Genomic DNA, 25,715 nt, shown 5'->3' with positions numbered 1-25,715 from the left:
GGGCCGACGGCGGGGGCCTGCTGCCTGCGGCTCAGATCCAGGGCGCGGGTCCGGGCGTCGGCACGGTGACGGACCGTGAAGCGGAGACGGACCGCGAAGCCGAGACGGAACCGGACGGGGAGGTCACCGGGGAACTCACCGGGGCCGGACGGGCGGCGGCCGGCTGGCCGGTGGTCGTCAGGTCCGCCGCCGAACTGTTCGTCACGGGCCCGGACTGCGGACCCGGGGACTCGGTCGACGACTTCGTCGCGGCCGAGGACTGCGTCGACGGTGACGAGGCGGTCGACGGCGGGGTCAGGCTCGACGGCGGCGAGGTGTCCGAGGGGGAGGTCGACGGCGAGGACGGCGAGACGGACGGAGAGGTGGACGGAGAGGTGGACGTCGAGGCCGAGGTGGACGGCGACGCCGACGGGGACGTGGTCGGCGGGGGAGGCGGCGTAGTCGGCTTGTCGTGCTTGCCGTGGTCGCCGTGCTGCCGTGCGAACCAGCTGTCGTCCTGCGGGTCGTACACCACGAAGACGTTCACGACCGTCACCGACGGCGCCACCACGACCACCTGGCTGGACTGGAAGCCCTGCCACGGGGTGCCCGTCGTCCTGGGCGACTTCTGCGCCACCGGATTGGTCAGCGGATTCCCGCAGGCGCAGCGCACCCGGGTCACCCCGCGTCCGTCGACCATCACCGCGGTGCCGGACTGGAGAACCGCCTGATAGGTGGTGGCGGAGCCGTCCTTGAAGCCGTGGTTCGTCACCCGGGTGTCGGCGCGGAGCTGAAGCGGGGTCAGCGAGCGCAGATAGCCCGGCACGTCGGCGGCGGAGATGCCGATGACCGAGGCGAAGGCCGCGTTCTTCGCGGGCTCGCCCGAGAGGTAGCGCACCTGCTGCTCCACGTCGCAGCTGCTCACCGACTTGGTCCCCCCGTAGAGGCCGGGGGTCGACCCCGAGACCTCGGTGGTGGCCGAAGCGGTACGGGGCGGCAGCGAGGCCGGTGAGGCGGAGGCGCCCTCGGTGCGGGCCGTCGACTTGGTGAACGGGTCGGGACCGGAGGCGGCGGCGTTCTGGAGGAAGACCTCGCCGCCGCCGGAACCACCCGCCGTGTCGCCCTTGTGGTCGGGGCGGTTGGCGAGGACGACGGCGAGCGCCGCGACCGCGACCAGGACGGCGGTGACCGAGGCGACCTTGGGGACGGAGCGCCACCAGGGGCCCTTGCCGTGGCCGCCGTTCCCGCCGGCGCCGGGACCGTTGCCGTCCGCGCCGCCGGGACCGCCGGGGGTGCCGCCGCCACTTCCGGGGCCGCCACCTGACGAGCCGCCGCCCGAGCCGTCGCCGCCCCCCGAACCGTCGTGGGGTGGTCCGGGGGGCGGTGGGGGACCGGCGGTCCCGGGGCGTGTACTCGGGCCCGAGAGAGGGCCGGAGGGGGGACCTGTGGGCGGGACCGACGGTGGGCCGGACGGCGGGTGGGAAGTCACGTTTTTCCCTTTCTTCCGTTCCGGGCCCATTGTGTGCGCCGGATCGCACCGGTCCGCAAGCGGAGGCGACTCCGAACGCCTGCGCGGCCGACTCGGTACGCGGGCGCAGCCGACTCCGCGCCCGGCGCAGGCGCCTCCGGACGCGCAACGGAGCCCCCTCCCCGCCCGTCCCGTCCGCCAAGCGGCCCGACCCCACCGGTACTAGCGTGGGCAGGGTGAGCAGTCGGCCCTCCACCCCCAGCTCCCCACCGCCCGCCGCGACCACCGGCGGCCAACTCGCCCGCATCGGCCTCCAGGCCCTGGCGGCGGTGGTCGCCGGCTATCTCGCCATGGGCGTCGTCGCGGCCCTCGGCCTCTGGGCCGCGGGCGCCGGTGACCTGCCCGGCGGCTTCACCGCGATCCTGGCCGCGGTCGTCGTCCTGGCCTCGGGCGGCAAGGTCGAACTCGCCGGCGACGCCGGGTCCCTCGCCGGAGCCCAGGCCGCGCTGACCGCCATGCCCCTCACCGTCACCCTGGTGGGCGCACTGGTCACCGGATTCTGCTTCCTGCGCCCCCTGCGCCACCACGCCGTCACGACCTCCCGCGAACTCGGCTTCCGCGCCGCGAGCACTGTCGTCCTCTGGCTGGCGGGCCTCGCGGGCCTCTCCGCGTTCGCCCGGCACGACTTCCCGATCACCCTGCCCGGCGGCGACACGCAGGGGGCCCTCATGGACCTCTTCGGCAAGCTCCTCGACGCCGTGAACCCCACCGTCGGCTTCCGCACCGACCTCGGACCCACCCTGTTCTACGGGCTCCTGTGGATCCTCGGCGTCCTCGTCATCGCCCTGCTGGTCTCGCGCAGCACCCCGCTGCCGGCCCGGCTCGTCCGTTACCAGGAACCCGTCCGGCCCGCCGCCCACGCGATGCTTCTCCTGGTCCTCGCGTACGTGGCCGTGGGCCTGGTCATCGGCCTGGTCGTCGCGGCGACCAAGGGGCACACCGCGGAGACCTTCGCCGTCCTCCTGCTCGGACTGCCCAACGTCTCCTGGCTCGCCCTCGGCGTCGGCATCGGCGGCTCCTGGGAGGGCACGGTCAACGGCCCCTTCGGGCTGCCCATGCCCCAGATCCTCGACGCCGTCCTGCGGCAGGGCGGCGGCACGCGTGAGAACCCCGACCTCTCGACCGTCGACCTCGGCTCACTGGCCGCGCAGGACGGCCGGGCCTGGTGGCTGCTCCCCGTCGCCGCCGTCCTCGTCCTCGCCGTGGCCTTCGTGGCGGCCGTACGCTCCCCGGCCCGGGTCCGGCCGTGGCAGCACGCGCTGCACCTCGGCATCGCATTCGCGCTGACCATGCTGGTCGTCACCCCGCTCACCCTGGTCGAGGCGCACTTCGGACTCTCGGTGCTCGGCATCGGCGAACTCGAATCGCTCGGCGGGGAGGTGGTGCTGCGCCCGCACGTGTGGAAGACGGCCGGTTTCGCCCTTCTCTGGGGCCTCGCCTTCGGCTTCGTGGGCAGCCTGCTGGCCTCGCGGGTGCGCCGTAAGGGCGAGGTGGAGAGCGGCGGAGGCGGGAAGTAGGGACGAGAGCTCGGCAAGACCGCGCTCCCGGAACGGCGCTACAGCTCCCGGAACACCGGCCGTGCCCACGCGGGCGGGTCGCGCGGTGGACCGACCGGCTCGACCCGCTTCCCCGTGACCGATCCCGCTTCCCCCGAGGAGAGGGCGGCGCGCAGCTCCGCGACGAATTCCAGACAGGTCCCGTACCGCTCCTCGGGAGTCTTCGCCAGCGCCCTCGCGAACACCGCGTCCGCCGCGGCCGGCAGCCCCGGACGGACCTCGGAGAGCGGCGGAGGAGGGTCGTACTGCTGCGCCCACAACACCGCCCAGTCCGTGTCGCGGCGGAACGGCGGCGCCCCCGTCAGGGTCTCGAAGACCACGCACGCGAGCCCGTACACGTCGCAGCGGCCGTCCACCGGCTTGCCCGAGATCTGCTCGGGCGCCACGTAGTCCAGGGTGCCGACGAACTCGCCCACGGTCGTGAACCCGGTCAGCGAGAGCGACTTCTTCGTCAGGCCGAAGTCCGTGAGGTAGACGTGCTCGGGGTGGTCGCCGTCGGTGCCTTCGGCGACCAGGATGTTGCCGGGCTTCACGTCCCGGTGCACCAGGTTGTGCGCGTGTGCCGCGTCCAGGGCCGACGCCACCTGTACGGCGATCCGCCCGGCCTTCACGGGGGGCAGCGGCCCCTCCCGGTCGAGCAGGGCCGCCAGGTCCTGCCCGGCCACGTACCGCATGGCGATGTACAGCACGCCCTCCGTCTCGCCCGCCTCGAAGACCGGCACGATGTGCGGGTGGTCGATGGAGGCGGCGACCCGTGACTCGTGCGCGAAGCGCTTGCGGAAGGTGTCGTTGCGGGCCAGCTCGGGGGCGAGCAGCTTGAGCGCCACCGTACGGTCGAGCCGCAGGTCACGCGCCCGGTAGACGACCGCCATGCCGCCGCGACCGATCTCGCCCTCCACGCGGTAGCCCGCGATCTCCTTCCCGAGGAGGCCCGAGGGGCGCCCCGCGAGGAGTTCCGGGTCGTCGTCGCGCGGTCCGCCGGCCATCATTCCTCACCGGACGGGGCGGGCGGCGTCTCCACGACCTGCGTCGGCGGCGGTGGTCCGGCCGGCACCTCGGCATCCACCTGAGCGACCACCTGCGTCGGCTCGTGCGCCACGGGCACGGCGCGGGTCCGCTCGTCCTCGTTCTCGTCGGCTTCGCCGGGCGGCCCGGACACTGCGGTGTCGGCTCCGGCGTCGGTATCGGGGTCGGTGTCGGTGAATCCGGCGGCGGCAGTGGGCACGGGGGAGTCCGAATCCGAAGGTGAGGGTGAGGACGAAGGGCCGGGAGAGGGCGAGGGCGTGGCGGCGATCGAGGGCGCGGCGGAGGCGACGTACGTACTGAGGCCCACGCCGTCGCAGTACACCCAGCGCTCGTGCTCGGCGTCGTACAGCCACACCGACTCGCCGTCGACGACCATGCCGACCCGCAGGCCCCGGGTCCGCAGCCGGAACTGCTCGCCGTCCAGCCGCTGTGCGCCCAGCTCCTCCGCGGCGCGCCGGTAGCGGGCGAGCGCGCCTTCGGCGCGGGCGATCAGCGGGCGCGGATCAGCGGTCCTCGTGAGTGGCCGGCCCGCCGCCGGCGGGTCCTCGGGCATGGAGACGAGCAGCCGCGCGTCCACCCATGCCGTCCACCCGTTGGCGCACTGGATCCGCCCCCAGTCGCCCGCCCGCTCCTCCAGGCGCACCGGCAGGAACGCGTCGAGCGGCGTCGTGGGCAGCCCCGGGTCCGGCGCCTCCCAGGCGGAGAGTCCGTCGCGCGGCACGACGTGGGTGGGCCGGAAATCCGGCACGTACTCGGGTACGGGGACGCTCACGGGGCCTACCTCCGCATCACGACCGGCTCGTGGCGCCGCAGGAGCCGCGCCACGACCAGACCGAGGGCGAGACAGAGCACGACCAGCATGCCCATGTCGAACAACCAGGCCTCCGCCGTGTGATGCATCAGCGGATCCGCCGTCTTCTCGCTCGGTGCGACCTTCCCGATGTCGATCGTCGCGCCCATCGCCGCGAACGCCCAGCGCGAGGGCACCAGCCAGGCCAGCTGCTCCAGGACGGGGGTGCCCCGTACCGTCAGGAGGGCGCCGCAGAACACCACCTGCACGATGGCGAGGAGGACGAGCAGCGGCATCGTCACCTCCTCCTTGCGCACGAGCGCCGACACGAACAGGCCGAGCATCATCGCGGTGAAGGCGAGGAGGGCGACGGCGAGGGTGATCTCGATGAGCGGGGGCATCAGGACGCCCTTGCCGTCGGGCACGTTCAGCGGAACGCCGATCAGGGCCACCAGGGTCAGGACCACCGACTGCACGACCGTGATCAGCCCGAGGACCACCACCTTGGAGGCGAGGTACGCGGAGCGGGACAGCCCGACGGCTCTCTCGCGCCGGTAGATCGTGCGTTCCTTGACCAGCTCGCGCACGGCGTTCGCCGCGCCCGTGAGGACCCCGCCCACACAGAGGATCAGCAGGACGTTCAACGTCGACTCGGGGTTGAAACTGCCCTCGGACAGGGCCCTGGCCATCGCGCCCATCACGAACGGCAGCGCGATCATGATGACGAGGAAGGTGCGGTCGGCGGAGAGCGCCGCCGCGTATCGCCGTACGAGGGTCCGCAGCTGGGAGGACCAGCTCTGCGCCTTGGGAGGGGGCGCGGGCTCGTGGCCGGCGGGACTGCCGGGGGACACGGGACTGCCGGGGGAGACGGGGGATGCGGTGTTGGTGGGGACGGGAACGTCCGGACGGGCCGTCGCGTCCGTGACGTACCGGCGGTGGAAGAGGGACGACCGGAACTGCCCGGCCCAGTCGCGGTCCCGGTCGTTCTCGAAGGCCTCGAAGGCCTCCGGCCACTGCGCGAAACCGAAGAAGCCGAGGGCGTCCTCGGGCGGCCCGTAGTAGGCGATCCGGCCGCCCGGGGCGAGTACGAGCAGCCGGTCGCACACGTCCAGACTGAGCACGCTGTGGGTGACCACGACGACCGTCCGCCCGTCGTCCGCGAGCCCGCGCAGCATGTGCATCACGGACCGGTCCATGCCCGGGTCGAGGCCGGAGGTCGGCTCGTCGAGGAAGAGGAGCGACGGCTTGGTGAGCAGTTCGAGGGCGACGCTCACCCGCTTGCGCTGGCCGCCGGAGAGGCTGTGGATCGGCTGGTCCGCACGCTCCACGAGACCCAGCTCGCGGATCACCTCGTCCACCCGCGCCTGCCGCTCGGCGCGCACGGTGTCCTCGGGGAAGCGCAGCTCGGCGGCGTAGCCGAGGGCGCGGCGCACGGTGAGCTGGAGGTGCAGGATGTCGTCCTGCGGGACGAGCCCGATGCGCTGCCGCAGCTCGGCGTAGTCCTGGTACAGGTCACGGCCGTCGTAGAGCACGGTGCCCCGGTCGGCGGGACGCTGGCCGGTGAGCGCGCCGAGGAGCGTCGACTTTCCGGCGCCGGACGGCCCGACGACGGCGAGCAGGCACTTCTCGCCCACCGGGAACGACACCTCGTCGAGGAGCGTGCGGCGACCGTGGTCGACGGTGACGGCGAGCGACCGCACGTCGAGGGACACCTCGCCGGTGTCGGTGAACTCGACGAGCTGTCCGCCGATCAGACAGAACGCGGAGCGCCCGATGCCGACGATGTCGTCCGCCGTCACCCGGGCGTCGACGACGGGGCGGCCGTTGAGGAAGGTGCCGTTGTGGCTGCCGAGGTCGTGGATCCAGTACGTGCCATCCGGGTGCGCGCGGAGCTCGGCGTGGCGCCGGGAGACGACCAGGTCGGAGACGACGAGGTCGTTGTCGGAGGCACGTCCGATACGGATGCTGTGGGCCGGCAACGGCCGCACGGAGGTCGGCCGCCGGAAGGTGCCGGTGGCGGCGGGGTGGGCGACGGAGGGGGGTGGGGCGGGTTCGCGTTCGCGGGGTACGGCGGGGGCGGGGGGCTCGGGAGGCTGTAGGTCGGGGGCGACTGGGGGTGGCTGGATTTCAGGCTCCGCCGGGGCGCTGGGGGCCTCGGGCTCCGCGGACGCGCGCCGGGCATCGGGTCCCGCCGGGGAGCTGTTTGCCTCGGGCTCTGCCGGCGCCGGCCTTGCCACGGGCTCTGCCGACGCTTGCCGGGCCTCGGGTTCCACAGGCGCTTCCCCGCCCTCGGGTTCCGCCCGCGCTCCCCTGACCTCGGGTTCCGCGGGCGCGCTCGCCGAAAGCACCGCGCGGGGGCCGTCCGCCGGATGCCCGAACCGTACGACCGTCCCGGGACCGACCTCCCGCGCCCCGGCCACCCGCGTACCGTCCGTGAACGTGCCGTTCGTGCTGCCCTCGTCGGTCAGGGTCCAGCGGGCGCCCACGGCGCCGAGCACCGCGTGGTGCCAGGACGCCCGGGCGTCCGACAGTACGACGTCGCTGGTGGGGTCGCGCCCGATGCGATAGACGCGGCTCGGGTTCATGCGCGTCGCGTCCCCGTCGATCTCGAGGACCAGATGAGGCGCCGCGGGCGCGACGGGTCGCTCTCCCATGCGTGAATTTTATCCGCCGGTGCTCGTCCCTGCCCGGGATGGGAGCGCCGGTAGGGTGGGCGTCCGCCGCGGGACGCGGCCCGGACGAAGGAGGAGGCACCCGTGCCGAAAGGTGTCACCAGGCGGCGGCCCCGGACCCGCGCGGCGCTTCTGAAGGCCGCCCTGGAGACCTTCGCCGAGCACGGCTTCCACGCGACGACGATCGAGCAGATCTGCGAGCGCGCCGGATACACGCGGGGCGCGTACTACTCGAACTTCGCGAGCAAGGAAGAGCTCTTCCTCGCCCTGTTCGACGAGCACAGCGACCGGACGGTGCGGAGGCTCGCGGAGTCGATCGACGGGCTGACGGCGGAGGAGTACACCCTGACCCGGCTCGCGGAACTCGCCGCCCGCGTCGAACCGGACGAGCGGGACTGGTACCTGGTCACCACGGAGTTCACCCTGCACGCGATCCGTGACCCGCAGGCCGCGTGGGTGCTGGCGCGCCACGACGAGCGGCTGCGGGCCGAGATCGCCCGCGGCCTCACCCTCGTCCTGCGCCGGGCCGGACGCGAACTGACCGTGGACGCCGACCGGTTCGCGCGGCTCCTGATCGCCCTGCGGGAGGGCGGACTCGCGCAGAGCTATGTGGAACCGGAGGAGCTGCCACCCGGCAGTCTGGAACGGCAGTTCCTCGCGCCGCTCCTCGAAGCGTCCACGAGGGAGGTCCCGGGCGGCCCGACCCCGAAGGGTCAGCCGAACAGATCCGGGTCGGACGCGGTGATCTGATCCCACAGGGGGCGCGCCCGGAACCAGCCGGCCAGATGGCCGCCGATCCGAAGAACGCGCAGGCGTCCTGGGTGATCGGGTCGAGGGGATGCCGAGGCTGGAGGACGCCTTGCCGTGCAGGGACATGACGGGGGCAGTGGGTACGGCGCGCAAAAAAGATTACAGAGACATATCCGATACGACTCCGGATCGAGGAACTGACAAGCGGTCGGTCAGCCGACGGCCGGCGCCCCGAACCGGGCCAGGCAGTGCCAGACCCGCTTCACGTCCTGGGGGTCGTACCGCCCGGACCCGGCCGCCTCCTGCACGATCCGGGGGTCGAGCCACCCGTCGACGGAGATGCGGGCGGCGAGTTCCACGTACCGCCGACCGCGGAACCCGGGGTGCTGCCGCAGCACGTCGACGGACACGCGAAAGCCGCGGTGCCACTCGACGGGGCAGGGCAGTCGACGCGCGGCCTCCTCCACCTCCGTACCCCGGTGGCTCGGATCGAGCACCAGGGCCTCCACGTCGCGCCCGATCACGACGGGGCCGTGGATCTGCGCCTCGATGTAGTCGTCGAGCGGGTCCTGGTCGGCGGCCTCCGCGAGCGCGATCAGGTTCATCCGGGAGGCGACGCCGAAGTGGGTGGGCTCGAGGTAGCTGTCGGGGTAGCAGAAGGTCGCCCGCTGGAGGGTGGCGGCGGCCAGGCGCAGATGGGCGGAGCCGAAGCGGGGAGCGGCGCCGACGGGCCGGCGGCGGAAGTCGAGGGCGCCGTAGACGGGACGGGAGTCGGCGGCGGCACGGTCGTAGGCCGCACCGAAGATGCGGCTCTCCCAGCGGTGGCGGTCGCCGCCGGGGTGGGCGGTGAGGCCGCCGTTGCTGGTGCCGGTGACGAACTGGGAACGGTAGACCCCGTCGTCGGCGAGCAGGGGGAGGAAGTACGGGTGGAAGTTGAGGGTGACCCGCAGGGACGGATCGAGCGGATCACCGTCGGCGCGCGCGGCCACATGGGCGAGGGCGCGTCGCGCGTGGGCGTGGGTATGGGTACGGGACGGAGTGTCCGCCGGGTCGTGCCGCGGTGTCCCGGGTGGCTTCGACGTCATGGGGCAGTGTGCCGGACGGCGGGGCTTGCGGCCCAGCGATTTCGGTGGCTACGGTCACGCGGGGGCAAGCGCTTACTGTCCAACTGCTCCTCACTGTCCCGCCCCAGCTTGGAGTGCACCGCGTGCCCACACCTGACGTCCTGATCTACACCCGCACCGCCGGCTACCGCCACGACTCGATCCCGGACGGCGCCGTCGCGCTCACGGAGCTGGCGCGGGAACTCGGACACCCGGCCGAGATCACCGAGGACCCGGGCGCCTTCACCCCGGGGCGACTGGCCCGGTGCGCGGTCGTCGTGCTGCTGTCCACGACCGGGAACGTCCTGACCGCCGAAGGGCGTACCGCGTTCGAGTCGTACCTGAGGGGCGGCGGCGCGCTGCTCGCCGTGCACGCGGCGGCCAACGCCGAGCCGGACTGGCCCTTCTACGGCCGACTCCTTGGCACCCGCTTCGCCGGCCACCCGGAGATCCAGCGCGCAACGGTACTGGTCGACGCCCACGACCACCCGGCGACAGCCCCGCTCCCGGAACGCTGGACCTGGACGGACGAGTGGTACAACTTCACGTCCGACCCCAGGGAGGGCGAAGTCCCGGGCGTACGGGTCCTCGCCCGAGCCGACGAGACCACCTACCGGGGCGGCACCCACGGCGAGGACCACCCACTCGTCTGGTGCCGGCGACTGGACCGGGGCCGCGTCTTCTTCACGGCCCTGGGCCACGCCCCGGAAACCTACCGAACCCCACTCTTCCGAGCCCACTTGAAGGGCGCCCTGACCTGGCTGACGACCTAGCGCTATGACCGGGATGGTCCACCGTGACCGGAAGGCGGCTCGGGGGACGAGCGCACGCGCAACGGCTGGTATTACTGGGGCATGCAGGAAGAGACGGCACGCTCCGCGATCGACACGTTCATCTCCGCGTTCAACGCCTCGGACGACAGCTATGTGACTGCCCTGCTCTCCCAGGCCCTGACCTCAGACGTGGTCTTCTGGGGGCCGTTGGGTCGCAGCGAAGGAATCGCGGCGGTCGAGCGGTTCGTGCTGGACATCCGGCGTCACCCGGCGGGGACCGGCACGATGGTGCGCTGCTCAGCGGTGGACATGCCTGACGAGTGGGCCCGGTACCAGTGGGTCTTCACCACGCCGGATGGCGGCCCCCGCCTGACGGGAACGGACGTCGTCCATCTGCGGCGGAGCCTCATCGACCAGGTCATCGTCTTTGCGGGGGAGATCGAGCCGTCCGCCTCCTGAGTCGTCCTTCTGTCGCTGTCCTTCTCGTGAACTTGTCCCTTTCGGCACTCCGCGGCTGCGGTTCGCGCTCGGTCAGGCTGCGGCGTTGAGGGGGCGACCGCCCCAGCGGATGCCCTTCTCGCTGCGGATGCGGGCGCGTTCCTTGCGTTGGGCGGCAAGTACGCCTGGTGACGCGGTGGGTGCGGCGGTAGGTCGCCGGCAGCCGGTCTGGCTTGCCCTGCTTCGCCCAGCAGGAGCCTGCGGTGGGCCGGATCCCCAACGGCCCGAACTCGTCGAAGGCGAAGACCCGGTCCGGGAAGCGGTCCAGAACCTGCTCGATCCGGTCGAGCCTGGCGTCGCGATGAGGGTCGGGTGATTCCTTCCATGTCTTGGTGCGTTGGAAGGTGATGCCGCGGCGCCGGAGCAGGCACCGTGAAGGCTTCACGGCCGATGCGGATGACACGTCCGTGCACTTCCCGCAGGTAGGCGGCGAGTTTGCGGATCGACCAGTGGGTGAAGGGCTGGCCGAGCCTGGTGGGGCGGGTGGTGGCCGTCCGGATGACGAAGTCCTCGTCGTCAGGGGTGAGCAGGCGGGGACGGCCTCCCGCCCACTGAGGGTCCAGGCAGACCAGGCCGATCTCGTTGAACCGGTGGATCACGTCGCGCACGGTGTCCTCATGGGCCTGGACCAGTTGGGCGATCACCGGCCACCCGGTTTCCGCCCGCCGAAGCGAGCAGCATCATCGCCCGCCGGTAACGCACCGAACCCGTGCTGCCCCGGCGCACGATCTGCTTCAGCTTCTGCCCCTCCTTGTCGGTCAAGCTGCGTACACGGACAGGCTCAGCCACCGCGCCTCCAGCGGTCGACTGGACGTCACCGCACATCCAACCGTCACGACCACCAACCCGGCGAACCTACGCGGTCACAGCACTAGGTCACTTGCGCGCAGCACGGGCCCCTGCCGAGGTGGCAAGGGCCCGTGCTGCCCAGCGCCGAGGAGAGCCGGGGCCCGTCCTGGACGATCAGCATCCTGGACGGTGCCCCTTACCGGCTGCTGCCGGCCCGACGGCCCGGTCTCACCTCAGGTGCCGGGCGAAGAACCGGGCGCCGGGGTCGAGTTCGAACTGCGGGACGCCGGTGTGCCCGCCCATGTTGGCGTGCAGCGTCTTCTCCTTGGAGCCGAAGGCGTCGAACAGGTCCAGGGCGGCCTGCCGGTCGTTCCCTTCGTCGTCCCACTGCAGCAGGACGTGCAGCGGAATGGTGACCTGGCGGGCCTCCTCGAACATGACGGCGGGTACGAGACTCCCGGCAAAGAACCCGGCGGCCACGATCCGCGGCTCGACCACCGCGAGGCGGAGGCCGATGGAGATCACGCCTCCCTCGTACCCGACCGGGCCGCCGATCTCGGGCAGCGCGAGGAGGGCGTCCAGGGCGGCCTGCCATTCCGGGACCGCCTTGTCGACGAGCGGGAGGACGAGGGCGTCGATGATCTCGTCGCTGACGGGCCCACCGGCCTCCATCGCCCGGCGCAGGTCGGCGCGAGCCTCCTCGGCGGCGGCCCAACGCGGCCGGTCACCGCTCCCGGGAAGCTCGATGGTGGCCGAGGCGAAGCCGTACTCCGCCGCGTAGTACCGGGCCCGCCCGGCCAGCCGCGGGTACATCCGGCTCAGTCCGAGAGGGGGGTGGCCGATCAGGATCAGCGGCACGGGTTCGGACGAGGCGGCGGACGCGGGCGTCCACAGGATGCCGGGGATCTCCCCGAGGGTGAACTCGCGCTCGAGGACGCCGTCGTCGAGGCGCCGTTCAGAAGTGAGGTGCATGGTCGTGCCTTTCGGGAGAGCTCATGTACGGCGCTCCCGGACGACCTACCGCCCGACCGTGACCCCGGAGGGGAGCACCCATGTCGATACTGCGTTCACGGGTACCACCTCCTCGTTCTCTCACACGGCCTCCGGAAACGTAGCAGTGGCCGCATTGGTCCGCCAAGCGGGTTTTCGGGGGCTCTGTGACCGGGCTGCACGATGCCCTAGCGCCATGCCGTCAGCGGCCCGAATGTCGGTCAGACGGGTGGCATGAGGTCGCTCTCGCTGATCGTGTACGTCAGCGGGGGGTAGGTGAAGTCCGTTTCGTTGTTCTCGCGGCGCCGGAGTCGGTAGAACTCGCGTCTCTGCTCATCGTCGGCCGGCGTGAGGCGCGTGCGCTGTGGGAGGTATGCGTGTCCGTCGTGATATCGGACGAAGGTGTTTGATGTTCGGAAGGTGACACCCAGCCATTGGTTCTCCGTCGTCCTGGCCGATGCGTCCAATATTATTTTGTGCCTGAGCCGCCTGTTCGAGGCGACAGAGAAAGCTACGAAACCGTTGTGGGTGAGGGGGATCTCGAACTTCTCGCCATCGGGCCCCTTCGATTCGAAGACGAGCTTCCTCGGTGGGCCCGCTTCGGGGTGTTCGTAGCAGGAGAGTACGGCGATGAATGATTCCATGGCCAGATCGAGGGCTTGGTCGGAGTGGCTGCCCATGGTTGTATAGGCGTTCGTGTAGCTCTCGATGAGGGCGTTGTTGAAGCCGACCGGGAGCGCCGCACGTTCTTGGATCTGTTGGCCGAGCCGCTCGTGCACCGCACGGAAACGCTGCGCCGGGTTGGTGTATTGGGCGGTAGTACGTACTAGAGGCACGCCACCCGCCTCGTCGGCCTTGGCCAGGACGGCGCCTCGTCGGCCTTTGCCTACGTCTTCCAGTCGAGCCGACGCGGAAAGCTCCGCGAAGAGATTCTCCTCGGTTCGCAGAACGTAGGAGATGATCTCGTCCGAGATCCTAGATTCGCGGGGCAACGTAGTCTCCCGTGTTCATGCTGAAGGAAAACTTGTCGCCGTATTCGACGAAGGACGAGGTTCTGTTCTCCTCGGCGTACAGTCTGCGCAGCTCGTTCATGCCGTCGGGGGTGGGTGGCCCCAGCTTCACCAGATCTCCGCCCGTTTTGAGGAACGTGTGGCCGTTCTTGTGGACGGCTTCCGCGCTCGAACAGCGCACCACGTATCCCAGGCGGGTCGGAAGCAACTCGGCGTCCAACGTCGAGGGCCTGATTTCGTGCGTATACAGGCGGTTGGTGGACAACGGCATGAAGAAGACGGAGCCGGGGTAGAGGGTCAGGGTGAAATGCGAGGGGAGCGCGGCCCCGTCGCGTTCTTGGGTCGACTCCTTGAGGCGGAAGTGGAGTCGGGTCAGACCGCTGGCGCTCTTCACGCCGTAGTCGAAGGCGTCTTCAGTCAGGGGGCGCAGCTTTTCGAGCCGGTCGTAGAAGGTGCAGAAGGCCATGATGCCGTTGGCGGGCATATCCTTGGTCTTGTCGGCGTGGGCCGAGATCTTGGCCTTGGACTGTTTGCGCTCCGTCGTGGCAAGGGTGTTGTGGTAGATCTGGGCGAGAACGTGATTCAGCGGTGCCTGGTTCCGGAAGACGGCCGCGGCCTCGCGGTTCAGGGCCTCGACGATGGCCGTGTCGGTCGGGCGGAAGCTCTCGGTCGGCCCCGAGAGATTCGTGGAGCAACGGAGCAGGCGGAAATGCAGTTCGTCATCGTTCTGTGTGACGGGCGTCAGATAGATTCCGCTGCGGTGGGCCGTTCCGGGTTTGGTGGACTCCGTCAGGGACTGGAAGGTGTGCTCCGTACGGATCCGTCCGAAGTGATCGGCGTCGAGTCCGAAGAAGCGGCGGTAGTACACGCCTACGCCATGTACGCGGAGGGGAACCTGGCCGAGACCGACGAGAGTCCAGGGTTCTTCGGCGCCCTCGTGGTAACCGTGTGACAGTTCCCGGATGGCGAATACCCGGTCAGCCGTACGTAGTTGGTGGACGCTGATCCCGGATACGTCGCCACACAGGTAGACGGTCTTCTGCGCGAGGTTGTGCGAACCGGAAGCAAGGTCCTCCGGCGTGATGGCACTCCCGAAGAACTCCCTGATCAAGTCATTGTCCTGCATCGTCGAAGGCGCAACCAAGATGTTGCTCGCATCATCCTCGATGGAGGCTTCCGCCGGCTCTGTTGTGTGCATCAAATCGAGTCCCTGACAGGGGTGTGGACGTCGTCAGTCACAGTTACGGGAAACCTCTTGAGGCCCGTACTCCCGGGCCGTCGCGATACCCGCCCGTACCGCTTCCAGCAAGGCCTCCAGGCCCTGCGCCCGCTGCCATTCCTCGGCCGAGTGGTGCCATGTGTGCTGTGTCGCCCGGGCTTCGGGCGTACCTTCGGTGATCACGACGGTCCGCCGACCCTTTCGGTCGGGGCCCGTCACCTGCAGGTCCATGTTCCGGATGTGGAACCGCTTCGGATAGCTGCCGAAGACCTCCAGGATCCGGCCGTCGAACGTGTAGAACTCTCTGCCTGCCCTGGCCGTGGTCTCCTCGGTCATGGGGCGACGCTACACACGGGGACCCGCAGCTGTCAGGCCCCCGTCCGGCAGCAGGTTCCGGTGACAGCCGTCGTCACATCGGTCGGATCCGGGTGCGCAGGAGGCAGAACTCGTTGCCTTCCGGGTCCGCCAGCACGTGCCAGCTCTCCGTGCCCGTCTGGCCCACGTCGGCCCGCCTCGCGCCGAGTGCGAGCAGCCGCTCCAGCTCGGCGTCCTGGTCACGGTCGGTGGGATTCACGTCGATGTGCAGGCGGAGCTTCCCGGTGCGAGGAGTGCTGCTCGGGCTCAGGACGAGGGTCGGCTGCGGGCCGCCGAAACCCACCTCGGGCGGACCGATCTCGATGCTCCCGTCGTCCTCCCGGCCCAGCTCGACGTAACCGAGGACCTCGCTCCAGAACACCGCCAGCTTCTCGGGGTCGGCGGCGTCGATGATCAACTCGCTGATGCGGCATGCCATGGTCGTGAGTGTACGGAGGCGAGCACTCGCGGGGGCGGTCGTTGCCCGGCGGCCCGCCGGCCCGAGCCCAGCTCCCCGTCTCCGCCCAGCACCTCCCCCCGGCCCCGCCCAGCACCTCCACCCCGGCCCCCCTCAAGTCACCCCGCCGCCCCGTCCCTGTTGCGCCCCGCCCCGCTTCGCGCGAAGTTGCATGCGGGGGCCGATGGCAGGAGGAGACGCGTCATGGGCATCGCCACCGTGAACCCCGCGACCGGCGAGACACTGCGTACGTACGAGGCCCACTCGCCCGAGGAGGTCGAGCGGCGGATCGCCGCCGCGCACGAGGCGTACCGCCAGTACCGCACCACGTCCTTCGCCGAGCGCGCCCGCCTCATGCGCGCCGCCGCCACGCTCCTCGACGAGGACACCGACGACATCGCCCGCACCATGACCGTCGAGATGGGCAAACCCCTCGTCGCGGCCCGCGCCGAGGCCGCCAAGTGCGCCAAGGCCATGCGCTGGTACGCCCGTAACGCCGAGGAGCTGCTCGCCGACGAGCACCCCGCCGAGAGCGACGTCCAGGACTCCGGCGCGGACATCGCCCGCGTCCACTACCGGCCCCTCGGCCCCATCCTCGCCGTCATGCCCTGGAACTTCCCGCTCTGGCAGGTGATCCGCTTCGCCGCGCCCGCGCTCATGGCCGGCAACACAGGCCTCCTCAAGCACGCCTCCAACGTCCCGAGGACCGCGCTCTACCTCGGGGACCTCTTCCGCCGCGCCGGATACCCCGAGGGCTGCTTCCAGGCCCTGCTGATCGGCGCGCGCGACGTAGAAGGTGTTCTGCGGGACCCCAGGGTCGTCGCCGCCACCCTCACCGGCAGCGAGCCGGCCGGCCGGGCCGTCGCCGCCGTCGCCGGCGACGAGGTGAAGAAGACCGTCCTGGAGCTCGGCGGCAGCGACCCGTTCGTCGTCATGCCCTCCGCCGACATCGTCGCGGCCGTCAAGACCGCCGTCACCGCCCGCGTCCAGAACAACGGGCAGTCGTGCATCGCCGCCAAGCGGTTCATCGTCCACCAGGACGTCTACGACGACTTCTCCGAGCGCTTCACCGCCGCCATGAACGCCCTCACCGTCGGCAACCCCCTCGACGAGTCCACCGACGTCGGCCCCCTCGCCACCGAACAGGGCAGGGCCGAGCTGGAGGCGCTCGTCGACGACGCGGTACGGCTCGGCGCCACCGTCCTCTGCGGCGGCCACCGGCCCGAGGAACCCGGCCTCCGGGACGGCTGGTACTACCGGCCCACCGTCCTCACCGGCATCACCCCCCGGATGCGGATCCACCAGGAGGAGACCTTCGGCCCGGTCGCCACCGTCTACCCCGTGAGCGACATCGAGGAGGCCGTCACCGTCGCCAACGACTCCCCGTTCGGCCTCAGTTCCAACGTGTGGACCCGGTCCCCCGAGGACGTCGCCTTCTTCGTCCGCGACCTGGAGGCCGGCGGCGTCTTCGTCAACGGCATGACCGCCTCCCACCCCGCGCTCCCCTTCGGCGGGATCAAGCGCTCCGGGTACGGGCGTGAGCTGTCCGGCCACGGCATCCGCGAGTTCTGCAACGCGACCACGGTCTGGCAGCGCGCCTGACACGCCCAAAGACACCCCAGGCACCCCCAGCACCCCAGGCACCCCCAGGCACCCCCAGCACCCCCAGGTACCCCCAGACGCCCTCCTACCTCCGCGCCCACTCCAACAGCCGTTCCGCGGTCCAGGTGTTGATCACCCGGTCCTCCGGCACCCCGCACTCCTCCGCCCGCGCGCAGCCGAGGATCTGCCACTCCAGCTGGCCGGGGGCGTGGGCGTCCGTGTCCACCGCGATGTACGTCCCCGCCGCCACCGCCAGCCGGAGCAGCCGCCGAGGCGGATCGAGCCGCTCCGGGCGGCTGTTGATCTCGACGGCCGTCCCCGATTCGGCGCACGCGGCGAACACCCGCTCCGCGTCGAACTCCGACTCCGGCCGCAGCCGTCCGCCCGCCACCAGCCGGCCGGTGCAGTGCCCGAGCACGTCCATCAAAGGGTTGCGCACCGCCCGTTCGAGCCGGCGGGTCATCGCCCCCGCCTCCATCCGGAGCTTCGAGTGGACCGAACCGACCACCAGATCGAGACGGTCGAGCAGCTCGGGCTCCTGGTCGAGCGAACCGTCGTCCAGGATGTCGCACTCGATGCCGGTCAGCAGCCGGAACGGCGCCCACTCCTCGTTCAGCCGCGCCACCACGTCCAGCTGCTCCCGCAGCCGCTCCGGTGACAGGCCCCGTGCCACGGTCAGCCGGGGCGAGTGGTCGGTGAGCACCGCCCACGCGTGGCCGATCGCCGCCGCCGCGCGGCCCATGTCCTCGATCGAGGCTCCTCCGTCCGACCAGTCCGAATGGAGGTGACAGTCGCCCCGCAGCGCCGCCCGCAACGCCTCGCCCCCGCTGGTGGGTTCGGCCGTCCGCAGGGACTCCTCGAGCTCCGCCTCAAGCCCCGCCAGATACTCCGGGACCCGCCCGTCGAGCGCCTCCCGTACCACCGCCGCCGTCTTCGGCCCGAGGCCCTTCACGGCCTCCAGGGTGCCGGCCGCCGCGCGCCGCTCCACCTCGCCGGCCGGCAGGGCGGCGACCGCGACGGCGGCGGTACGGAATGCTCGCGCGCGGTACGTCGGCGCCTGGGCGCGTTCGAGCAGGAACGCGATGCGGTTCAGTGCGGCCACGGGGTCCACGTCGTACCTCCTCAGGCAGTTCCCGGCTGCGGCACCGGCGCCGGGCCGATCTCGCACCACACCGCCTTGCCCTCGCCGCGCGGCTCAACGCCCCACCGCGAGGCCAGCGCGTCCAGCAGCAACAGCCCCCGGCCCGAGGTGGCCGCCTCGCCCGGGGTGCGCCGCCGGGGCCAGGCGCTCGACCGGTCCTGCACCGACAGCCGGACGCGCCGCACCGGCTCGGGCAGCACCTCCAGGGTCAGTACGGCGCCCCCCTCGGTGTGCAGCAGCACGTTGACGAGCAGTTCGCCGGTCAGCAGCTCGGCGTCGTCCGCCAGCTCCGGCATCCCCCAGTCGCGGAGCGCCTGCCCGACCGCCGCACGCGCGTCGGAGAGGCCCTGCGGATCGGCCTGGTGGATGTACTGGTGGATCCGCGGCGCCCGGTGCGTGCCCGGGTCCGGGCTGCGCCGCAGGACGAGCAGCGCCACGTCGTCGCCCGAGCCCCAGCGCTCCCACAGTCGCTCGGACAGATGGTCGGCGAGGGCCTCCGCCTGCGGCGGCCCGCTGCTGATCGCCTCCGACAGCGCGGTGAGACCGGTCTCGATGTCCGAACCCGGCTGCTCGACGAGACCGTCCGTGCACAGCACGAGCGTCTCCCCGGGGACCAGGTCGAGCCGGGTCTCCGGGAACTCCTCGTCCCCGAACACGGTCGCGATACCCAGCGGCAGCCCGCCCCGCAGTTTGGGCTGCCCGACCCGCCCGTCGGTGTGCCGGATCAGCGGCCCGAGATGCCCGGCCCGTACCGCGCGCAGGGTGCCGCTCGCCAGGTCCACCTGCGCGTACGTGCAGGTCGCGAAGCGGTTGGTGTCCAGTTCGGCGAGGAACCGGGAGGCGCGCGCGAGGACCGTCGACGGGGCGTGGCCCTCACCCGCGTACGCGCGCAGGGCGATCCGCAGCTGCCCCATGATGGCGGCGGCGTGCGTGTCGTGGCCCTGGACGTCGCCCACGACGATCCCGACCCGGCCGCGGGGCAGCGCGATCACGTCGTACCAGTCGCCGCCGACCTGCCGCCCGCTCCACGCCGCGTGGTAGCGCACCGCGATCTCGCCGCCGGTGATCTCCGGGATGCGGCGCGGCAGCATCGTCTCCTGGAGGCCGGTCGCCAGCTCCCGTTCCTCGTCGAAGAGGATGGCCCGCTGGAGCGACTGGGCGACGATCGCCGCGAGACCCAGCGCGAGGTTGCGCTCGTCGGCGTTGAAGGAGGTACGGCCCCGGTAGAACAGGGCCATGCCGCCGAGCGACCTGGCCTGGGCCACCAGCGGCAGATAGCAGGCCGCGCGGAAGTCCAGCCGGGCCAGGTACGGCGCGAGTTCGGGGAAGTCCCGCCCCAGTGACGGGAACGAGGACACGAACCGGGGCCGCCCGCTCAGTACGGCCTCGGCCAGCGGCAGCCCCCGGTCCAGGCGGCGGTTCCGGAGGTTGTCGAGCACGTCGAGGGATTCGCCGCTCAGCGCGATGATGTTGAGGGAACCGTTCTCCACGAGGCCCAGCGCGAGCCCGTCCGCGCCGAGCCGGGCGAGCCCGCCGGGCCCCGTCAGGGCTGCCGTCACGTCGTCCACCGTCACCGCCCGGGACAGTGCGTTCGTCGTCCGCTCGACGATGCTCGTCTGGACCTCGCGCCGCTTCTCCAGCTCCTGGACGAACGCGAAACGGGTGACCTCGGCGGTCGTGTCCCGCACGACGCCGACGATCCGCCGGGCCCGCCCGTCGGGCGAGCGCAGGATCCGTGCCTGCACATGCGTCCAGTGGGGTGTTCCGTCGCTCTGCGGAATGGGGAAGTGCGCCGTGTACGAGACCTCGCCGCTCTTGACGGCCTCGCGTACGACGCCCTCCAGCCGGCCCCGCTCCTCGGGCGAGAGCCGTGCGACGAGCGAGGCCGGACGGCCGTCGTAGGCCTCCGGGGCCAGCCCGAAGACCAGCAGGCCCGACTCGTCGACATCGAGGGTGCCCGTGTCGAGATTCCAGTCGAAGCTGCCGGTCCGGTTCATGGCGAGCCACTCGGCGGGCCCGATCTCGCCATTGCGCGTACGCCGGTCTTCATCGGTCATCCTGCCCATTGTCGAACCCGCACCCCTCCGACGCCATGGCGGTGACACGGTGTGGCGCGGGTTCGCCGCGGCGGGCCGTACCGCCCGGGGTCCCGCGGGGCGGCCCGTATCGCCGACGACGGCCCGCCGCCCACGGGGCAGAATGGGCCGGTGCAGCCGTCCTACCGTGTCCTCGGTCCCTGTCAGGCTTTCCGTACCGACGACGGGACGGAGGCGGTTCTCGGCGGTGCCCGGCTCCGCGCCTTGCTCTCCGCGCTCGCCGCGACGGGCGGCCGGGCCGTGGGTACGCGCGCGTTGATCGACCAGGTGTGGGCCGACACGGACCCGGCCGACGCTCCCGGCCAGGACCGTACGGAAGCACTCCAGGCCCTCGTCGGACGCCTGCGCCGGGCCGTGGGCCGCGATGCGGTGGTCTCCGTGCCCGGTGGCGGCTACCGGCTGGCCGCCGGGCCGGACGACATCGACCTCCACCGCTTCGAACGGCTCGCCGCCGAGGGAGCCGCCGCCCTCGCCGACGGGCACGCCGGGCGTGCGGCGGTCCTCCTCGACGAGGCCCTGGGGCTGTGGCGCGGGCCCGCCCTCGCCGACCTGCCCGGCCGGGACACCGACCCCCTCGTCGTAGGGATCGAGCAACGGCATCACCAGGCCCGACGCGACCGGTTCGCCGCCGACCTGGCCCTCGGCCGGGCCACCGAGGTCCTTCCGCCGCTGGCCGCCCTCGCGGCCGGGCAGCCGCTCGACGAACCCCTCCAGGCGCTGCGTATCCGCGCCCTGCGGGCGTCCGGGCGCCCGGCGGAGGCCCTCGCGGCGTACGAGGAGGTACGCGTGGGCCTCGCGGACCGACTGGGCACGGAACCGGGGCCGGAACTGCGGGCGCTGTACGCGGAACTGCTCGGGGACGCGCCCGTTCCCCGGCCGCCCGTACCCCCGTACGCCGCCGCGGGGCCGGCGCCCGCTCCCGAGACGCCTGCCCCGGCCCCGTACCCCACGGCCGGTGTCCTCCCCGCCCGGCTGACCTCGTTCGTCGGGCGCGGTCGCGAGCTGGACGCGCTCGCCGCGGGGTGGGGCGAGCGTCGGCTCGTCACGCTCACCGGCCCCGGCGGTGTGGGCAAGACCCGGCTGGCCCTGGAGGCGGCCGGGACGTACGAAGGGCGGGTCCATCTCGCCGAACTCGCCTCCGTGCGCGAGGAGTCCACCGTCGCCGCCGCCGTCCTCACCGCGCTCGGCGGGCGCGGCACCCGGCTCTGGCGCAGCCCCTCCGTCCCCGACAGCGGCCCCGAGGACCCGTTCGCCGAACTCGTGGAGCACTGCGCGGTGCGGCGTCTGCTGCTCGTCCTCGACAACTGCGAGCACGTGGTCGACGCGGCTGCCGCGCTCGTCCAGGCCCTGCTGACGCGCTGCCCGGGAGTGACCGTGCTCGCGACGAGCCGGGAGGCGCTGGGGGTGCCGGGGGAGGTGGTGCGGCCGCTGGGGCCGTTGCCCATGGACATGGCGTTGCGCCTGCTGGGGGAGCGGGGTGCGGCGGCGCGGCAGGGCTTCACCGTGGGGGAGGACCGGAGCGCGGCCGAGGAGGTGTGCCGTCGTCTCGACGGGCTGCCCCTGGCGATCGAGCTGGCGGCGGCGCGGTTGCGGGTGCTGTCGGTGCGGCAGATCGCGGACCGGCTGGACGACCGGTTCCGGTTGCTGACGACGGGGGCGCGGACGGCGCTGCCGCGCCAGCAGACCCTGCGGGCGGTGGTGGACTGGTCGTGGGAGCTGCTCGACGCGGCGGAGCGGGCGGTGTTGCGGCGGCTCGCGGTGTTCACGGGGGGTACGGAGCTGGCGGCGGCGGAGGCCGTGTGCGCGGGGGAGGGCGCCGGGGGCGTGTCCGAGGCCCCGGGCCCGCAGGCGGTCTCGGACGCGGTGGACGCGACGGACGCCGTGGACACCTTGGACGCCATGGACGCCATGGACGCCATGGATGTCCTGGACGTTCTGGGTGCCCTTGTCGACAAGTCGTTGGTCGTGGCCGAGCCCGGCCGGGACGGTGAAGGCACGCGGTTCCGGCTCCTTGAGACCGTGGCGGAGTACGCGGCGGAACGACTGGCGGAGTCCGGGGAACGGACGGCGGTGGAACGGCGCCATCTCACGTACCACCGGGAACTGGCCAGGCGTACCGAACCGGAGCTGCGGGGCCCGGGACAGGTCGCCGCCATCGCCCGCCTCGAGCGCGAGCACGGCAATCTGCGCGGCGCCCTGCGGACGGCCGTCGCCCTCGGCGACGAGCAGGAGGTGCTCTGTCTCGTCCACTCGCTCAGCTGGTTCTGGCAACTGCGCAACCACCAGGTCGACGCCAGGACCTGGGCGGTCGAGGCGGGCCGGCTCGGCCCCGACCCGTTCGAGGAGCCCGTCCGCCCCGCCGGGCCGCTGGACGGCCGGGTCACGGACGTGCCCCCGCCGTGGAGCGGCGAACGGCTCCGGGAGGCGCGCCGCGGCGGACACCTGTACGCGCTGGCGACCCAGGAAGCCGAGGGCGCCACCGCGCTCGAACGCCCCGAGACCCGCGCCCGGCTCGCCGCGGTCGTCGCGGCGTACCGTCCGGGACTTCCGCAGACCTGCCGGCAGCCGGGCACGATGTGGCACTTCGCCCGCCTCATGACGGGGGAACTCGCCGGGCTCGACGAGACCCTCACGGCGATCGTCCGGGTCTGCCGCGACCACGCCCCCGGCTGGGACCTGGCCTTCGGCCTCCTCATCCGCGCCAAACTCGCCGGTCAGGCCCCCGACGCCGCCGAGGCGCTCGCCCTCTTCGAGGCCGCGGGCGACTCCTGGGGGACCGCGGAATCCCTCGCCGCCCGGGGCGAGGCCTACGAGCGCGCGGGCCGGCTGGAGGAGGCCGCAGCCGACTTCGAGCGGGCCGCGGTCGCCGCCGCCCGGATCGGCGCGCGCTCCCAGGTTCCCGTCTTCACGGCCCGCCTGGCGGCCGTACGGCTCCGGCTCCGCCCGGACGGGGACGAGGCCGCCGAACGACTCCTGGCCGAGGCGGCCGACGGGGCGGGGGAGTGGGGCGCCGAGTCGGCCGGCTCCGCCCGTCTGCTGCTCGCCCAGCACTACGGCCACACCGGTCGTACCGACCTCGCCAGGAAACAGCTCACCCTCCTCGAAGGAGAGTTCGGCGAGGTCACGCCCGCGCTCTTCTGGGGGCTCGTCGGTGGGGCGTGGGCCTGGCTGGACTGCCTGGACGGCGCGTACGACCGGGCCGTGGAGCGGCTCGGACGGGCCGTCGACGACGTGGAGACCCTGGCCCACCTGGTCGCCCCGCACCTCGTCGTCGTCCAGTTCGCGACGGCCGCGTGGGCCCTCGGCGGGCGCGGCGGGCCGGGCGACGCCGGTACGGGCGCCGGCCTCCTCGGGGCGTACGACACCCACGCCGGGGACGACACCGGAGGCGGCTTCCGCCCCTTCGCCCCGCGGACGGAGGCCCTGATCCGGGGGCGGGCCGAGAAGAGCCTCCGGGCGGCCCTCTCTCCCGGGGAGTACGCCCGGCGGTACGCCGAGGGCGCGGCGCTCACCCTCAGATCGGCCGCGAGGCTCGTACGCCACTCGGCGGGAGCGGTACCGGAGGCGGTACCGGATGCGGTGCGGGTGGCCGGACACGAGAATGGCGAGTGCCGGAAGAACACGTAGGAGGCGGCATGAACGCTGAGCCCGACAAGACGTCCCTGGGGGACTTCCCGACGCCCGACCGGTTGCTGCACGCCGGGTCGGAGGGCGAGTTCACGGCGGAGGACCTGGTACTCGCCTCCGGCCGTGACGTGAATCCGAAGAATCTCGCCTGGGCGGAACGCCGTATGGCGGAGAAGGGTCGCGCCTCCATGGACGAGCTGCTGCCTTAGGCCTGACCCGCCGGTCCTGCCTGTCCCGCCTGCCCGGGACGGACGCGACCGGCTCGGGCCTGCCTGCCGGTCTGGCAGGAGAGCCATCGGCCCCGGTCCGGCGCGTCCGGACCGGGGCTTCGCCGCGTCCGTCGGGGCCTCGGTGCGTCCGTAAGAAGGTCTCCGGCGCGCCCGGACAGAGCCTCCGGTGTGCCCGTAACGGGGTTTCCGGTGCGCCCGTAACGGGGTCTCCGGCCGTCCCGCCCCGCCCCGAGGCTTCCGCATTTATGGAACACGTTCTACCGTGGCCGCCGTCGCGCGTCGCCCCGCACCGAGGACGCCGTAGGACCGCCGCCACGGGAGGCCCCCATGCACCTCGAGTACACGCCCGCCCAGAACAGCCTGCGCACCGAGCTGCGCGCCTACTTCGCCGAACTGGTCCCGGACGACGTCCACAGCCGGTACGCGGACCCGGCCGCCCAGAAGCGCTTCTACCGCGAGACCGTGCGCCGGCTCGGCGCCGACCGCTGGCTCGGGGTGGGCTGGCCCACCGAGTACGGGGGTCGCGGACTGACCCCGATGGAGCAGTTCATCTTCTTCGACGAGGCGGCGCAGGCCGGCGTACCGCTGCCCCTGATGGCGCTGAACACGGTCGGCCCGACGATCATGCGGTACGGCACCGACGAGCAGAAGGCGTGCTTCCTGCCGCGCATCCTCTCCGGCGAGATCGACTTCGCCATCGGGTACAGCGAACCCGACGCGGGCACCGACCTGGCCGCCCTGAAGACCCGCGCGGTGCGGGAAGGGGACACGTACGTCGTCAACGGCCAGAAGATCTGGACGACGAACGGCGACACCGCCGACTGGGTCTGGCTCGCCGTCCGCACGGACCCCGAGGCCGCACCCCACAAGGGCATCACCATGCTCCTCGTCCCCACGAGCGACCCCGGCTACTCCTGCACCATCATCAACACGCTTGCCTCGCACGACACCACCGCGAGCTACTACGACGACGTCCGGGTCCCCGAGTCCCACCGGGTGGGCGAGGAGAACAAGGGCTGGCGGCTCATCACCAACCAGCTCAACCACGAACGCGTCACCCTCGCGGCCCACGGCACGATGGCGATACGCGCCTTCCACGACGTGCAGCGCTGGGCCGCCGCGACCCCGCTCACCGACGGCCGGCGCGTGATCGACCTCCCCTGGGTCCGCCGTGCCCTGGCCCGCACCCACGTCCGGCTCGACGCGATGAAGCTCCTGAACTGGCAGATGGTGAACGCCGTCCAGAACGGCACCCTCACCCCCCAGGACGCCTCGGCCGTCAAGGTCTATGGCTCCGAGGCCCGCCGTGACGCGTACGCGGCCCTGATGGAGGTCGTGGCCGCCGCGGGCGCGCTGAAGGAGGGCTCGGCGGGCGCGGTCCTCCACGGCGAACTCGAACGCGGCTACCGCTCGGCCGTCATCTTCACCTTCGGCGGCGGCAACAACGAGATCCAGCGCGAGATCATCTCCTGGATCGGCCTGGGCATGCCGAGGGTCCGCCGATAGCCCTTCCAGGTTCGTGCCC

Annotated in this window: 20 protein-coding genes and 1 pseudogene; 8 read left to right on the top strand and 13 right to left on the bottom strand. The window is 72.2% G+C overall.

The annotated features are described in order from the left end of the window. Positions 1–31 precede the first annotated feature (31 nt). A complete protein-coding gene (locus V4Y03_RS01870; RefSeq protein ID WP_332433745.1) occupies positions 32–1,468 on the bottom strand; it encodes a DUF6777 domain-containing protein in 1,437 nt (478 codons plus the stop codon). Between the two features lie 206 nt (positions 1,469–1,674). On the opposite strand from V4Y03_RS01870, the gene V4Y03_RS01865 reads away from it, so the two are divergent. Then, positions 1,675–3,024: a streptophobe family protein gene (locus tag V4Y03_RS01865; RefSeq protein WP_443079710.1), complete on the top strand. Its 1,350-nt coding sequence runs from the start codon at positions 1,675–1,677 to the stop codon at positions 3,022–3,024. A 38-nt stretch (positions 3,025–3,062) separates the two neighbouring features. Here V4Y03_RS01865 and V4Y03_RS01860 read toward each other — a convergent pair whose 3' ends face one another. The 3 genes from V4Y03_RS01860 to V4Y03_RS01850 are packed head-to-tail and all read right to left on the bottom strand — an operon-like array spanning position 3,063 to position 7,533. Then, on the bottom strand, positions 3,063–4,049 hold the full coding sequence (locus tag V4Y03_RS01860; RefSeq protein WP_317873574.1) for a serine/threonine-protein kinase: 987 nt from the start codon (positions 4,047–4,049) through the stop codon (positions 3,063–3,065). After that, positions 4,049–4,861, bottom strand: a complete 813-nt coding sequence (locus V4Y03_RS01855) for a hypothetical protein (protein WP_332433742.1) — start codon at positions 4,859–4,861, stop codon at positions 4,049–4,051. The genes V4Y03_RS01860 and V4Y03_RS01855 overlap by 1 nt, the downstream gene beginning before the upstream one ends. Positions 4,862–4,866: 5 nt before the next feature. Next, entirely contained in the window at positions 4,867–7,533 is a 2,667-nt protein-coding gene (locus tag V4Y03_RS01850; protein ID WP_332433740.1) for an FHA domain-containing protein, read from the bottom strand. Positions 7,534–7,635: 102 nt separating this feature from the next. On the opposite strand from V4Y03_RS01850, the gene V4Y03_RS01845 reads away from it, so the two are divergent. After that, on the top strand, positions 7,636–8,301 hold the full coding sequence (locus tag V4Y03_RS01845) for a TetR/AcrR family transcriptional regulator (RefSeq protein WP_332433739.1): 666 nt from the start codon (positions 7,636–7,638) through the stop codon (positions 8,299–8,301). A gap of 212 nt (positions 8,302–8,513) precedes the next feature. On the opposite strand, the gene V4Y03_RS01840 is transcribed toward V4Y03_RS01845, so the two are convergent. Further along, positions 8,514–9,386, bottom strand: coding sequence for a DUF3626 domain-containing protein (locus tag V4Y03_RS01840; RefSeq protein WP_332433738.1), 873 nt, complete (start codon positions 9,384–9,386; stop codon positions 8,514–8,516). Between the two features lie 122 nt (positions 9,387–9,508). Between V4Y03_RS01840 and V4Y03_RS01835 the strand changes: the two genes are divergently transcribed. Continuing rightward, positions 9,509–10,177, top strand: coding sequence for a ThuA domain-containing protein (locus tag V4Y03_RS01835; RefSeq protein ID WP_332433736.1), 669 nt, complete (start codon positions 9,509–9,511; stop codon positions 10,175–10,177). 81 nt (positions 10,178–10,258) lie between these two features. Then, on the top strand, positions 10,259–10,636 hold the full coding sequence (locus V4Y03_RS01830; RefSeq protein WP_012895409.1) for a nuclear transport factor 2 family protein: 378 nt from the start codon (positions 10,259–10,261) through the stop codon (positions 10,634–10,636). 169 nt (positions 10,637–10,805) lie between these two features. Here V4Y03_RS01830 and V4Y03_RS01825 read toward each other — a convergent pair. From V4Y03_RS01825 to V4Y03_RS01800, 6 genes and pseudogenes are all read right to left on the bottom strand, one after another. Then, a pseudogene (locus tag V4Y03_RS01825) lies at positions 10,806–11,464 on the bottom strand (helix-turn-helix domain-containing protein); the annotation flags it as partial. 228 nt (positions 11,465–11,692) lie between these two features. Further along, a complete protein-coding gene (locus V4Y03_RS01820; protein WP_332433732.1) occupies positions 11,693–12,436 on the bottom strand; it encodes an alpha/beta hydrolase in 744 nt (247 codons plus the stop codon). A 239-nt stretch (positions 12,437–12,675) separates the two neighbouring features. After that, positions 12,676–13,446, bottom strand: coding sequence for an alpha-ketoglutarate-dependent dioxygenase AlkB (locus V4Y03_RS01815; protein ID WP_332433731.1), 771 nt, complete (start codon positions 13,444–13,446; stop codon positions 12,676–12,678). Next, positions 13,430–14,662, bottom strand: a complete 1,233-nt coding sequence (locus V4Y03_RS01810) for a hypothetical protein (protein WP_332433730.1) — start codon at positions 14,660–14,662, stop codon at positions 13,430–13,432. Before V4Y03_RS01810 ends, V4Y03_RS01815 begins: the two co-directional genes overlap by 17 nt. A gap of 33 nt (positions 14,663–14,695) precedes the next feature. After that, positions 14,696–15,019 (bottom strand): hypothetical protein, encoded by a 324-nt coding sequence (locus V4Y03_RS01805; protein ID WP_332433728.1) that lies wholly within the window; start codon positions 15,017–15,019, stop codon positions 14,696–14,698. 73 nt (positions 15,020–15,092) lie between these two features. Continuing rightward, positions 15,093–15,476 (bottom strand): VOC family protein, encoded by a 384-nt coding sequence (locus tag V4Y03_RS01800; RefSeq protein WP_332433727.1) that lies wholly within the window; start codon positions 15,474–15,476, stop codon positions 15,093–15,095. A gap of 222 nt (positions 15,477–15,698) precedes the next feature. On the opposite strand from V4Y03_RS01800, the gene V4Y03_RS01795 reads away from it, so the two are divergent. Further along, entirely contained in the window at positions 15,699–17,096 is a 1,398-nt protein-coding gene (locus tag V4Y03_RS01795; protein WP_332433726.1) for an NADP-dependent succinic semialdehyde dehydrogenase, read from the top strand. 85 nt (positions 17,097–17,181) lie between these two features. Here the strand turns inward: V4Y03_RS01795 and V4Y03_RS01790 are convergent, their stop codons facing one another. Together V4Y03_RS01790 and V4Y03_RS01785 are read right to left on the bottom strand one after the other, a co-directional pair. Further along, positions 17,182–18,207, bottom strand: coding sequence for a PHP domain-containing protein (locus tag V4Y03_RS01790; protein ID WP_332433725.1), 1,026 nt, complete (start codon positions 18,205–18,207; stop codon positions 17,182–17,184). An 11-nt stretch (positions 18,208–18,218) separates the two neighbouring features. After that, positions 18,219–20,294, bottom strand: a complete 2,076-nt coding sequence (locus tag V4Y03_RS01785) for a SpoIIE family protein phosphatase (RefSeq protein ID WP_317874405.1) — start codon at positions 20,292–20,294, stop codon at positions 18,219–18,221. Positions 20,295–20,444: 150 nt separating this feature from the next. On the opposite strand from V4Y03_RS01785, the gene V4Y03_RS01780 reads away from it, so the two are divergent. The 3 genes from V4Y03_RS01780 (at position 20,445) to V4Y03_RS01770 (ending at position 25,696) form a co-directional block, all read left to right on the top strand. Beyond that, entirely contained in the window at positions 20,445–23,960 is a 3,516-nt protein-coding gene (locus V4Y03_RS01780; RefSeq protein ID WP_332433723.1) for an AfsR/SARP family transcriptional regulator, read from the top strand. Positions 23,961–23,968: 8 nt separating this feature from the next. After that, on the top strand, positions 23,969–24,169 hold the full coding sequence (locus tag V4Y03_RS01775; RefSeq protein ID WP_317874403.1) for a hypothetical protein: 201 nt from the start codon (positions 23,969–23,971) through the stop codon (positions 24,167–24,169). A gap of 348 nt (positions 24,170–24,517) precedes the next feature. Beyond that, complete coding sequence (locus V4Y03_RS01770) at positions 24,518–25,696, top strand: acyl-CoA dehydrogenase family protein (RefSeq protein WP_332433721.1); 1,179 nt, start codon at positions 24,518–24,520, stop codon at positions 25,694–25,696. Positions 25,697–25,715 lie beyond the last annotated feature (19 nt).

The sequence above is a fragment of the Streptomyces sp. P9-A4 genome (assembly GCF_036634195.1).
In the GTDB taxonomy this organism is placed as follows: Bacteria; Actinomycetota; Actinomycetes; order Streptomycetales; family Streptomycetaceae; genus Streptomyces.
Note: the sequence above shows the minus strand (reverse complement) of the source record. Positions and strands in the feature narration are given on the sequence as shown.

Bases quoted from the DNA above. Each gene is read 5' to 3' on its own strand.
- V4Y03_RS01860 (WP_317873574.1), bottom strand. From the start codon at position 4,049: ATGGCCGGCGGACCGCGCGACGACGACCCGGAACTCCTCGCGGGGCGC.
- V4Y03_RS01850 (WP_332433740.1), bottom strand. From the start codon at position 7,533: ATGGGAGAGCGACCCGTCGCGCCCGCGGCGCCTCATCTGGTCCTCGAG.
- V4Y03_RS01840 (WP_332433738.1), bottom strand. From the start codon at position 9,386: ATGACGTCGAAGCCACCCGGGACACCGCGGCACGACCCGGCGGACACT.
- V4Y03_RS01830 (WP_012895409.1), top strand. From the start codon at position 10,259: ATGCAGGAAGAGACGGCACGCTCCGCGATCGACACGTTCATCTCCGCG.
- V4Y03_RS01820 (WP_332433732.1), bottom strand. From the start codon at position 12,436: ATGCACCTCACTTCTGAACGGCGCCTCGACGACGGCGTCCTCGAGCGC.
- V4Y03_RS01810 (WP_332433730.1), bottom strand. From the start codon at position 14,662: ATGCACACAACAGAGCCGGCGGAAGCCTCCATCGAGGATGATGCGAGC.
- V4Y03_RS01805 (WP_332433728.1), bottom strand. From the start codon at position 15,019: ATGACCGAGGAGACCACGGCCAGGGCAGGCAGAGAGTTCTACACGTTC.
- V4Y03_RS01800 (WP_332433727.1), bottom strand. From the start codon at position 15,476: ATGGCATGCCGCATCAGCGAGTTGATCATCGACGCCGCCGACCCCGAG.
- V4Y03_RS01795 (WP_332433726.1), top strand. From the start codon at position 15,699: ATGGGCATCGCCACCGTGAACCCCGCGACCGGCGAGACACTGCGTACG.
- V4Y03_RS01785 (WP_317874405.1), bottom strand. From the start codon at position 20,294: ATGACCGATGAAGACCGGCGTACGCGCAATGGCGAGATCGGGCCCGCC.
- V4Y03_RS01775 (WP_317874403.1), top strand. From the start codon at position 23,969: ATGAACGCTGAGCCCGACAAGACGTCCCTGGGGGACTTCCCGACGCCC.
- V4Y03_RS01770 (WP_332433721.1), top strand. From the start codon at position 24,518: ATGCACCTCGAGTACACGCCCGCCCAGAACAGCCTGCGCACCGAGCTG.